The 11,661-nt window shown below is 59.7% G+C and carries 6 protein-coding genes; 2 read left to right on the plus strand and 4 right to left on the minus strand.

Annotation, left to right across the window (positions count from 1 at the left end; translation table 11 throughout):
• Window positions 1–12: 12 nt before the first annotated feature.
• From mdtC to PU624_RS10480, 3 genes are read right to left on the minus strand one after another with little or no spacing between them, the layout of a single operon-like run.
• Complete coding sequence (gene mdtC, locus PU624_RS10470; RefSeq protein WP_283547557.1) at window positions 13–3,087, minus strand: multidrug efflux RND transporter permease subunit MdtC; 3,075 nt, start codon at window positions 3,085–3,087, stop codon at window positions 13–15.
• Complete coding sequence (locus PU624_RS10475) at window positions 3,084–6,206, minus strand: MdtB/MuxB family multidrug efflux RND transporter permease subunit (RefSeq protein ID WP_283547558.1); 3,123 nt, start codon at window positions 6,204–6,206, stop codon at window positions 3,084–3,086. Before PU624_RS10475 ends, mdtC begins: the two co-directional genes overlap by 4 nt.
• Window positions 6,206–7,444: an MdtA/MuxA family multidrug efflux RND transporter periplasmic adaptor subunit gene (locus PU624_RS10480; RefSeq protein WP_283547559.1), complete on the minus strand. Its 1,239-nt coding sequence runs from the start codon at window positions 7,442–7,444 to the stop codon at window positions 6,206–6,208. The genes PU624_RS10475 and PU624_RS10480 overlap by 1 nt, the downstream gene beginning before the upstream one ends.
• 239 nt (window positions 7,445–7,683) lie before the next feature.
• On the opposite strand from PU624_RS10480, the gene PU624_RS10485 reads away from it, so the two are divergent.
• Together PU624_RS10485 and PU624_RS10490 are read left to right on the plus strand one after the other, a co-directional pair.
• A complete protein-coding gene (locus tag PU624_RS10485) occupies window positions 7,684–8,643 on the plus strand; it encodes an aldo/keto reductase (protein ID WP_283547560.1) in 960 nt (319 codons plus the stop codon).
• 208 nt (window positions 8,644–8,851) lie between these two features.
• Window positions 8,852–10,192 (plus strand): carbohydrate porin, encoded by a 1,341-nt coding sequence (locus PU624_RS10490; protein WP_283547561.1) that lies wholly within the window; start codon window positions 8,852–8,854, stop codon window positions 10,190–10,192.
• Between the two features lie 53 nt (window positions 10,193–10,245).
• On the opposite strand, the gene yegD is transcribed toward PU624_RS10490, so the two are convergent.
• Window positions 10,246–11,598: a molecular chaperone gene (yegD, locus tag PU624_RS10495; RefSeq protein WP_283547562.1), complete on the minus strand. Its 1,353-nt coding sequence runs from the start codon at window positions 11,596–11,598 to the stop codon at window positions 10,246–10,248.
• Window positions 11,599–11,661: the final 63 nt, after the last annotated feature.

Consider the following 11,661-nt stretch of genomic DNA (forward strand, 5'->3'; position numbering starts at 1 on the left):
TGCTCGCACCCATTACGACTGCTGCGCGGCGGCCAGTGGGCGTTTTTTGCGCCGCAGCTTATCCATCATTAAATAGACCACCGGCGTAGTGTAAAGCGTCAGCAGCTGGCTCATCACCAGACCGCCCGCGATGGTAATCCCCAGCGGCTGTCGCAGTTCGGCACCGTCGCCGCTGCTCAGCACCAGCGGCAGCGCGCCAAACAGCGCCGCCAGCGTGGTCATCATAATCGGCCGGAAGCGCAGCAGGCACGCCTGGAAAATCGCCTCCCGCGCGCTGAGCTGGCCATTGCGCTCGGCCTCCAGCGCAAAATCGACCATCATGATGGCGTTCTTTTTCACGATACCGATCAGCAGCAGAATACCGATGAGCGCAATCAGGCTGAAGGGCGTATCGAACAGTTCCAGCGCCAGCAGCGCCCCGACACCCGCCGAGGGCAGGGTAGAGAGAATCGTCAGCGGATGAACATAGCTCTCGTAGAGGATACCCAGCACGATATAGACCGCGGCAATCGCCGCCAGCATCAGCCAGAGCTGGCTGCTTTGCGACTGCTGAAACACCTGTGCCGTTCCGGCAAAGCTGCCGCGCACGCTGGACGGCACGCCAATCGCGGTCATGGTGCGCTCAATCGCTTCCGACGCCTGCGACAGCGACACACCCTCTGGCAGGTTAAAGGAGATCGTCGAGGCGGCCGACAGCCCTTCGTGGTTTACCGACAGCGGGGCATTCGCGGGCTGCCAGTGGGCGAACCACGACAGCGGAATCGCTTTGCCGTCACTATTGATCACAAACATCTGCGACAGGGCGCTGATATCCTGGGTATAGCGCGGATCGACCTCCATCACCACTTTGTACTGATTAAGCGGCTGATAGATGGTGGAGATCTGACGCTGACCAAAGGCGTTATTCAGCAGAGCATTGGCCTGAGAGACATCAATACCGAGCCGCGCCATGCTTTCGCGATCGTAGGTCAGCGCCATCTCGCTGCCCTTATCCTGCTGATCGGAGTTCACATCGGCCAGCTGCGGCAGGGCGGAGAACGCCTCGCGGATTTTCGGCTCCCACGTCCGCAGCGCGCCGAGATCGTCCGACAGCAGTGAATACTGATAAGCAGCATTCGATTCCCGGCCGCCTGCGCGCAGATCCTGCACCGCATTCAGATAGAGACTGGCACCCGGCTCTTTCGCCAGTTTAGTGCGCAGTCGGGCGATGATCTCAAGGGCACTCTCTTTTCGCTCCGACAGCGGCTTCAGCGAGATAAACATCGAGCCGCTGTTGGTCCGCATCCCGCCGGTAAAGCCCACTACGCTTTCTACTGCCGGATCGGCCCCGACGATCTCCATGAAATCCTGCAGCTTGCTGCGCATCGCCTGAAACGAAATGCTCTGGTCGGCAGAGATAAAGCCGGAGAGTCGCCCGGTATCCTGTTCGGGCATAAAGGTTTTCGGGATATGAACAAACAGCCAGCCGGTCAGGGCGATGGTGGCGAAAAACAGCAGCAGCACCCAGCGTGCATGGTTGAGCACCACGTTCAGCGATCGGCCATAGCCCTGCTGGATCGCCATCAGCAGCCGCCCCACGCCGCGCTGACGCGGCTGGCTGCGTGGCGCGTGCGGCTTCAGCAGATATGCGCACATCACCGGCGTCAGGGTGACCGAGATAAACAGCGAGATAAGAATCGACACCGACAGCGTAATGGAAAACTCAGAGAAGAAGCGGCCAATCAGCCCGCCAATCATCAGTAGCGGCAGGAACACCGCAATCAGCGACAGGCTCATCGACAGCACCGTAAAGCCGACTTCACGCACCCCTTTCAGCGCGGCGGCCAGCGGTTTCATGCCCGCTTCCACGTGGCGGGCAATGTTCTCCAGCACCACAATCGCATCATCCACCACAAAGCCGGTGGCGATGGTCAGCGCCATCAGCGACAGGTTATTCAGGCTGAAGCCGCACAGATACATCGCGGCGAAGGTGCCGATCAGCGAAACCGGCACGGCGACGGCGGGGATCAGCGTCGCGCGGCCCGAGCGCAGGAACACAAACACCACCAGAATCACCAGCACCACGGCGATGATCAGCGACTGCTCCACTTCATGCAGCGAGGCGCGAATGGTGGGCGAGCGATCCTGAGCAATCTCCAGGTCGATGGCGGCCGGGATCACCTCATGCAGCAGCGGCATTTCGGCGCGAATCCGATCTACCGTATCAATGACGTTAGCTTCAGGGGTTTTGCGGATCAGCAGCAGCACCGCGGGTTTACCGCGTGACATCCCGGCGTTGCGCACGTCCTGAACCGAATCCTCAACGGTCGCCACGTCCGACAGCCTGACCGCCGCGCCGTTGTTGTAGTGCACCACCAGCGGCTGATATTCATGGGCGGTCTGCAGCGCGTCATTGGTGCGTAACTGCCAGCGCTGTTGCAGATCATCCAGTGCGCCCTGGGGCCGCCGCTGATTGGCGTTGGAGATGGCGGTGCGCACCGCATCCAGCGAGACGCCCAGATTAAACAGCGCCTGGGGATTCAGCGCCACGCGCACCGCAGGCAGTGAGCTGCCGCCCACGGTAACGTCGCCCACACCCTCAATCTGTGACAGCTTCTGTGCCAGCTGGGTCGAGGCGTAGTCATAGAGCTGACCGGGATTGTAGGTATCCGAGGTCAGCGTCATGATCATAATCGGCGCATCTGAGGGGTTAACTTTGCGATAAGTCGGGCGGGACGGCATGCCAGTCGGCAGCAGGCTTTGCGCCGCGTTAATGGCAGCCTGCACATCGCGCGCCGCGCCGTTGATGTCGCGATCAAAATCAAACACCAGAATGATGCGGGTACTGCCCAGCGAACTGGTGGAGGTCATTTCACTGACGCCTGCGATGCGTCCCAGCGAGCGTTCCAGCGGCGTGGCCACCGACGACGCCATGATCTCCGGTGACGCACCCGGCAGTGACGCCGAGATGACAATCACCGGGAAGTCGACCTGCGGCAGCGGCGCGACCGGCAGCAGGCGGAAACCCAGAATCCCGGCCAGGGCGATGGCCAGCGTCAGCAGGGTAGTGGCGACAGGCCGATGAATGAACAGGGCAAAGAACTTCACTCTGCGGCCTCCGTGCGGCCAAAGCGGCGGCGGGTGGCGTGCGCCAGGCGATCAAACAGCAGGTAGATCACCGGGGTGGTGAACAGCGTCAGTACCTGACTCAGAATCAGGCCGCCGACCATCGCAATCCCCAGCGGATGACGCAGTTCGGCGCCGACGCCCGTGCTGAGCATCAGCGGCAGCGCACCGAGCAGGGCGGCCAGCGTGGTCATCAGAATCGGACGGAAGCGCAGCAGGCAGGCCTGATAGATGGCATCTGCCGGCTTCATGCCCTGTTCGCGCTCAGCCGCCAGCGCAAAGTCGATCATCATGATGGCGTTCTTTTTCACGATGCCGATGAGCAGGATGATGCCGATGATCGCCACGATATCCAGCTCATTGCCGCTGAGCATCAGCGCCAGCAGTGCGCCGACACCCGCCGTGGGCAGCGTTGAGAGAATGGTGATCGGGTGAATAAAGCTCTCATAGAGTACGCCCAGCACGATGTACATCGCCACAATGGCCGCGACAATCAGCCACACGGTGCTGCTCAGTGCCGCCTCAAACGCCAGCGTGCTGCCCTGGAACTGGGTCATCAGCTCGGCGGGCATGCCAAGCTGCGCTTCCGCCTGTGAAACCGCCTTCACCGCATCTTCCAGCGAATAGCCGTCAGCTACGTTAAAGGAGAAGGTCGCCGACGGGAACTGGTCGAGATGGTTAATGCTGAGCGGCGTGTGACGCTGTTCAATGCGGGCGATGGCGCTCAGCGGCACGCTGCCGCCGTCGCTGCTGTTCAGGCGAATCGCATCCAGGCTTGCCAGTCCCGGAGTAGCGTTATTGTCCTGCTCCAGCACCACACGGTACTGATTCGCCTGGGTGTAGATGGTGGAGATCAGCCGCTGACCAAAGGCGTTATAGAGCGCGTTATCGACGTCAGCCATACTGATACCGAGGCGGCTGGCGCTGTCACGGTCAACGTTGACATAGGCTTCCAGCCCCTGATCCTGCCAGTCACTGCTGACATCGCGCAGCTGTGGCAGGGTGCTGAGGCGGGTCAGCAGCGCCGGAACCCAGGTGCTGAGCGACGACAGTGACCCCGATTGCAGCGTGAACTGGTACGGCGTGCGGCTCGCCTGAGTATCAATGGTGAGATCCTGCACCGCCTGCAGCCAGAGCTGCACGCCAGGCAACTGACTGACCTGCTGTTGCAGGCGCTGCTGAATGGCAGGAATGCGGTCGTCGCGCTGATCCAGCGGCTTGAGGTTAATCTGCAGCCGCGCGCTGTTCAGCGAGGCATTGGTGCCATCCACGCCGACAAAGGAGGTCATGCTCTCAACCGCCGGGTCTTTCATGATGATGGAGGCGACGTCGCGGGTGCGCTGCGCCATGCTGGCGTAGGAGACCGACTGCGGTGCCTGCAGCGTACCCTGAATAATGCTGTTGTCCTGCTGCGGGAAGAAGCCTTTCGGGATCACCATCCACAGCAGCAGCGTCAGCACCAGTGTGCCGAGCGCCACCGACAGCGTCAGCCAGGGGTGGTTCAGCACCCGTTTCAGGCCGCGGCCATAGGCGGCGACGATACGATCAAACATCGCCTCGCTGGCCCGCGAAAAACGGTTCTGTTTGCGCAGCGACTCTGCGCTCAGCATCCGGGCACACATCATCGGCGTCAGGGTCAGTGACACCACCGCGGAAATCAGAATCGCCACCGCCAGCGTCACGGCGAATTCGCGGAACAGGCGGCCAATCACGTCGCCCATAAACAGCAGCGGGATCAGCACCGCAATCAGCGAGAAGGTGAGGGAGATAATGGTGAAGCCGATCTCACCGGCACCTTTCAGCGCGGCGGTCAGCGGTTTTTCCCCTTTTTCGATGTAGCGCGAGATGTTCTCAATCACCACGATGGCATCATCGACCACGAAGCCGGTGGCGATGGTCAGCGCCATCAGCGTCAGGTTGTTAATGGAAAAGCCGAGAAAGTACATCGCCGCAAAGGTGCCGATCAGCGACAGGGGCACCGCCACCGCCGGGATCAGCGTGGCGGGCACGTTGCGCAGGAACAGATAGATAATCATCACCACCAGCGCCATCGCCAGTATCAGCTCAAACTGGGTGTCGTTGACCGACGCGCGGATATTGGTGGTGCGGTCGGTGAGCAGTTTAACCTCTACCGACTTAGGCAGCGTGGCGGTCAGGCCAGGCAACATGGCACGGATATTATCTGCCGTGGCAATAATATTGGCGCCAGGCTGACGCTGAACGTTAAGCACAATCGCCGCATCGCGGTTAGCCCAGGCACCGAGCCAGCTGTTTTCGGCACCCTGTTCGATAGTGGCCACGTCACCCAGACGCACCGGTGCGCCGTTTTTGTAGCTGATAATCAGCTGGCGATAATCCTCCGCGGATTTCATCTGGTCATTGGCTGACAGGGTGACAGAACGGGTCGGGCCATCCAGGCTGCCTTTAGCCGAGTTGACGTTGGCATTGCTGATAGCAGTCCGCACCGTTTCGCTGGTCAGACCCAGCGCTGCCAGCGCCTGCGCATTCATTTTTACCCGCACCGCCGGACGCTGTCCGCCCGAAAGCGTGACCAGCCCGACGCCGCTGACCTGCGAAATTTTCTGCGCGACCCGCGTTTCCACCATGTCCTGCACCTGCGTCAGCGGCATGCTGCGCGTAGTCACAGCCAGCGTCATGATCGGTGGATCGGCAGGGTTGACTTTGCTGTAGACGGGCGGATTGGGCAGGTCGTTGGGCAGCAGGTTAGTGGCGGAGTTAATGGCCGCCTGCACCTCCTGCTCTGCCACATCCAGCGGCAGCGTCAGCTGAAACTGCAGCGTCACCACCGAGGCGCCGCCGGAGCTTTGCGACGCCATCTGTTTCAGGCCGGACATCTGACCAAACTGGCGCTCAAGCGGGGCGGTGATGGAGGAGGTAACGACATCCGGGCTGGCACCGGGATAGAGCGTGACCACCTGGATGGTCGGATAGTCGACTTCCGGCAATGCCGAAACCGGCAGGAAGCGGTAGCCCAGCACCCCGGCCAGCAGAATCGCAATCATCAACAGCGTGGTGGCGACCGGACGCAGAATAAACTGGCGTGACGGCCCGCCACTGTGATCGGGAGGCATGACCTGCATTACTCACGCTCTCCTTTTGACGGCAGGGTCGCGCGGGTGGCGCGCGGTGCGTTGCTCTGCGGCGCAACGACCTCGACTTTCGCACCTTCGGTCAGGCGATCCAGACCATCGGTCACTACGCGTTCGCCTGCCTCCAGACCGGCGCTGACCACCACTTTCTCACTGTCCTGCAAGCCAGCCACCACGCTTTTCTTGCTGACCTTGTTGTCACTGTTCACCACCCAGACAAAGTGGCCTTCGTTGCCCATCTGCAACGCGGCAGGCGGGATCACCACCGCATCCTGCAGGGTGTTGACCTTGAGTCGCACATTCACGAACTGATTGGGGAACAGCGTGTCATCCTGATTATCAAATCGCGCTTTGATTTTGATGGTGCCCGTGGTGACATCAATCTGGTTATCGAGGCTCAGCAGTTTGCCGCTGGCGATCAGATTCTTATTGCTGCGATACCAGGCCTCCACCAGCAGCGGCTGGCCGCTTTTCTGCGCCCTGAGAATGTCGCTGATGCTGTTTTCCGCCAGGGTAAAGACCACATCAATCGGGTGTGTCTGGGTAATCACGACGATACCGGTGGTGTCGCCGCTGGTGACGTAGTTACCGACATCCACCTGTTTCAGGCCGACCCGGCCGGCAATCGGCGCGGTGATGCGGCTGTAGGTCAGATTGAGCTGTGCGCTGGCGACGCCGCCCTCATCCGCTTTCAGCGTGCCAAGCGTTTCACTCACCAGTGAGCGCTGGGTATCCAGTTCCTGCTGCGACACCAGCGAGGTTTTTGCCAGCTTCTCGAAGCGCGCCAGGTCGCGGCGGGCGTTAGCCAGGGTCGCCTGATCTTTTGCCAGCTGGCCCTGAGCCTGAGTTAACGCTACCTGATAGGGCCGTGGATCGACTTCTGCCAGCAGATCGCCTGCGTTGACCTGCTGGCCTTCGGTGAAGTGGATCGCCAGCAGATCGCCATTGACCCGGCTGCGCACCGTGGCCGTGTTAGCCGCCGTTACCGTTCCCAGTCCGCTGAGGTATTGCGGCACGCTCTGGCTGGTGGCGGTCGCCGCCTGAACCGGTGCCAGGGGGCGATGAGCGCCGTCACCGCCGCCTTTGCCGCCACGCGGCGCAGGGGAATCAGACGGGCTGCTGTCCTGCAGCTGGGCGTTGTGCTGCCAGGCATAATAGCCGCCCGCGGCCACGGCGATCAGGGCCAGCACGATCAGGGTTTTCTTCATAACAGGATGTCGGGTGCTCATGATTGTTGATGCTCTCCAGCAGTGACGTAGTCCCAGGCGCAGGCATGAAATAGTTAGCCTGCAAACGACAGAGTGTAGTCGCCTCTGACGGGCAGAATTTGAAGGAAATAAGGATATCTGTCAGGGCCGGGTAATTATGCCTGTTCTGACATTAATCGCAGCACAATCGTCATAAAGGGATGAAATCACTTTGCTATGCTGAGAGACAGGCCGTTTTTCAGGTAAATCAGGAGCAGATAATGAGTCAGAATCAAACCCGGCAGTTGGGTGACAGTGGTATTACGGTGCCGTTGCTGACGTTTGGCGGCAATGTGTTTGGCTGGACGGTGGATCAAGCCACCTCGTTTTCTCTGCTGGATGCGCTGGTGGAGCGGGGGCTGTGGTTTATCGACACCGCCGACGTCTATTCCCGCTGGGCACCGGGCAATAAAGGCGGTGAGTCGGAAACCATTATTGGTGAGTGGCTGAAAAAAAGCGGCAAACGCGACCAGATCGTGCTGGCAACTAAAGTCGGTATGGAGTTGTCGCCTGAGAAAACCGGGCTGAAACCGCAATATATCCGGCAGGCGGTCGAGGATTCTCTGCGCCGCTTGCAGACCGACTACATCGATCTCTACCAGGCACACCGCGACGATGAGGATACGCCGCTGGCGGACACCCTGAGCACCTTTGACAGCCTGATCCGCGAGGGCAAAGTGCGAGCCATTGGTGCCTCGAATTACAGTGCGGCGCGGCTGCAGGAGGCGTTGCAGGTGAGTGAAGCGAAGGGGCTGGCGCGTTACGAGACCCTGCAACCGCAATATAACCTGTATGACCGCCAGCCTTATGAGGCTGAGCTGGAGCCGGTGGTGAGAGCCCACGGCTTAGGCGTTATTAACTACTACTCGCTCGCCAGCGGCTTCCTCAGTGGTAAATACCGTGATGCGGCAGATGCCGGGAAAAGCGCACGCGGTCAGGGCGTGGTGGAGAAATACCTTAACCCGCGCGGCCTGCGGATTCTGGATGCGCTGGATGCCATCAGTGAAGCGCATCAGGTGACGCCGACGCAGGTCGCGCTGGCCTGGCTGATTGCCCGTCCGGGCATCACCGCACCAATCGTCAGTGCCACGTCGCTTAAACAGCTCGACGATCTGGCTGGCGCGATGCAGCTGACGCTGACCCCGGCGCAGATTGATCAGCTGGACCAGGCAAGCCGTTAACGTCAGGGGGCGCTAGCCCCCTTTTTACTCTGCGCCTGTTAAAAAATGCGCCTCCCGCCCAAAGAATAACCATTCAGAGATCCCGATCACACTTGCATTAATAAACGGATGTTACGGGGAACTATGCGCACGTATTTATAAAAAGCAGAGGTTAGCCAGCACTATCCTCTGCGCGTCCCTTTCCGTAACTCACATAAGAATAAACAAGATGAAAAACAGAAAAGCACATGCTTTTTCCGTTGCCCGTGTGGCAACCGGCACCCTGATTGTGGCCATGTTTTCTTCACAGGCCCTGGCCGCTGACGCCCTGAGTCCGGACTCCGAATGGATGTTTGGTGACTGGGGTGGCTACCGAACGCAGTTACAGGACGACGGCATTAAGTTTGACGTCAACTACACCATGGAGAGCGCGGCGAATTTAGGCGGCGGTGCAAATACCAACACGACCATGCGCTACAGCGATCAGTGGACGTTCGGCACCAATTTCGATCTGCAGAAGCTGCTGGACTGGCAGGATGCCGAGTTCCAGATGACCGTGACTAACCGTAACGGACAGAATCTTTCGGATCAGGTCGCCGATCAGCGCACCGGGATGCTTTCGTCGGTACAGGAAGTTTACGGTCGCGGCCAGACCTGGCGTCTGACGCAGTTCTGGTTACGCAAAGGGCTGTTTAACGATGTCGTCGATCTGAAAGCCGGACGCGTGACGGTCGGTGAAGATTTCGATAATTTCGACGGTAATCTGTTCCAGAACCTGGCGCTGGGTAGCGGGCAGGCGGGTAACTGGCGCGGCGACCGCTGGTTCAACTGGCCGGTTTCGCAGTGGGGCGGTCGGGTTAAGTTCAATATCACGCCGGACGTCTTCTTCCAGGTCGGTTTCTATAATCAGAACCGCGCTAACTACGATCGGGGTGATGGCTTCCGTCTGGACACCAGCAATTCCGAGGGCAATCTGGTGCCGGTCGAACTGGGCTGGAAACCGACCTTCGGGCCGGCGAACTTACCGGGTAATTACCGCATCGGTTACTACTATTCGTCGGTGGATGGCGATGTCTATGGCAGCTGGCGCAACGGCGGCTATCAGGATCAGGCGCACTCTTATGGCGGCTATCTGCTGTTACAGCAACAGCTGACCGCGCAGGATGGCGATGTGAATCGTGGTCTGGGCGTGCGGGTGCAGGCGGTGATGAACGATCACAAGACGTCGAAGACCGATAACTACCAGTCTATCGCCTTTACCTGGACAGGACCGTTTGATGCCCGTCCGCAGGATGAGATCGGCGTAGGCGCGTCGCGTATTCATGTGAACAGCGACTATACCCGCTCACTGCGTCAGCAGAATCAGGCCAATGGCGAGAGCCGCTTTGACAGCCCGACGTATCTGCCGATTCAGGAAGGTTCAGAGTACAACTATGAGGTTTACTACAACGCCAAAGTGACCAACTGGATGTCACTGAGACCCAACCTGCAGTATGTGGTTGCACCGGGCGCGGTAAGCGAAGTGAAGGATGCGTTTATCGGCGGTATCAGCGCCAATATTGCATTCTGATTCTCAATAAAAACGGCACCGTCAGGTGCCGTTTTTATTATTGCAGTACCCGCTTAGCGGAACATCACTTCCGCCCAGCGGGCCAGCCCTGCGGTGACGGAGGCGAAATCATCGCCGCCCGCAATCGGCGTATCCGGCAACGTCTGCTGCAGTGCCGCGCGCAGCAACGGTGAACGCGCACTGCCGCCGGTCAGGTAAATCACATCGGGCTTAATCTGGCTGGTGGCTAACGCCAGCTGCACCTGTTCAAGGATTTTCTCCAGCGGCTGACTGATCGCGTCCTGCAGCTGATCCACCCCAATCTCTGTCTCTAATGCCGCGGCAATAAAGTCGAGGGAGGCGGTATGCGCCGGGCTGGCGGACAGCGCAATTTTGCTCTCTTCCGCCGCACGCACCAGGCGATAACTGAGCTTCTGCTGCCACACTTTCAGCAGGCGAGCCACGACATCACCCTGTTCAGCATCCCGCACTAAATCCCGCAGCCACTTGCCGCAGGCCGGGCTGTAGAAGTCGCTTTGTGCCGGAACGTCATTAATGGCGATAGCGTTCCACCACGGCAGGGCAGGCAACGCGGTGCCTTTCAGGGTATTACCGCCCAGACCCAGTAACGGCATCAGGGTCTTAAACGTCAGCATAATGTCCAGATCGTTACCGCCCACGCGGCAACCGCTATGGCCCAGCAGGCTCTCACGACGGTCCGCCTTATCACGCCATTTTGGCCCCATCAGCAGCATCGAGCAGTCGGTCGTCCCCCCGCCGATATCCACCACCAGAACCGTGGTTTCCTGCTTCAGCGTTGCTTCGAAATCGAGTCCGGCGGCGACCGGTTCAAACTGAAACTCCACGTCGCGGAAACCGGCGCGATGGGCGGCGCGCAGCAGAATGCCTTCAGCCTGCTGGTTAGACTCATCACTGCCTAAGCCCTGGAAGTTAACCGGACGGCCAATCACCGCCTGATCGATAGTGTGATCAAGCTGGCTTTCACCCTGCTTACGGATGTGCAGCATCATGGCGCAGACCAGATCTTCAAACAGGGCGATCTGCTGTGGCTTCAGGCCAGTGGCACCGAGGAATGATTTGGGGGATTTAACGAACCAGACATCTTCGGGATCGACCATATAGTGCTGCAGCGCGGTGAGGCCAAACTGCACGCTGCTGGGCTGGACGTCGATATCTTCTTCGCGGTTGTAACGCAGCGCGCGCTGCAGCAGCGCGGTGGTTTCGCTGTCGGGTGTCGCCACCTGATGATGACGATAGAGCCATTCGCTGATCGACTCGCGGGTCGGCGCACAGATCATCGACGGCAGCAGGCGCTGATCATTTTCCAGCGTTAACAGACGTGGCGTGCCATTTTCGCTGACCGCAATAGAGCAGTTAGCCGTGCCGTAATCGAATCCTATGAACATTTTCGCCCCCATGCCGGAAAAAAGGGGGCGACTTTAGCGCAGCTTCAGCAGGGTAGCAAGCAG

The sequence above is a fragment of the Pantoea sp. Lij88 genome, from assembly GCF_030062155.1.
In the GTDB taxonomy this organism is placed as follows: domain Bacteria; phylum Pseudomonadota; class Gammaproteobacteria; order Enterobacterales; family Enterobacteriaceae; genus Pantoea.

Bases quoted from the DNA above. Each gene is read 5' to 3' on its own strand.
- PU624_RS10475 (WP_283547558.1), bottom strand. From the start codon at position 6,206: ATGCAGGTCATGCCTCCCGATCACAGTGGCGGGCCGTCACGCCAGTTT.
- PU624_RS10480 (WP_283547559.1), bottom strand. From the start codon at position 7,444: ATGAGCACCCGACATCCTGTTATGAAGAAAACCCTGATCGTGCTGGCC.
- PU624_RS10485 (WP_283547560.1), top strand. From the start codon at position 7,684: ATGAGTCAGAATCAAACCCGGCAGTTGGGTGACAGTGGTATTACGGTG.
- PU624_RS10490 (WP_283547561.1), top strand. From the start codon at position 8,852: ATGAAAAACAGAAAAGCACATGCTTTTTCCGTTGCCCGTGTGGCAACC.
- yegD (WP_283547562.1), bottom strand. From the start codon at position 11,598: ATGTTCATAGGATTCGATTACGGCACGGCTAACTGCTCTATTGCGGTC.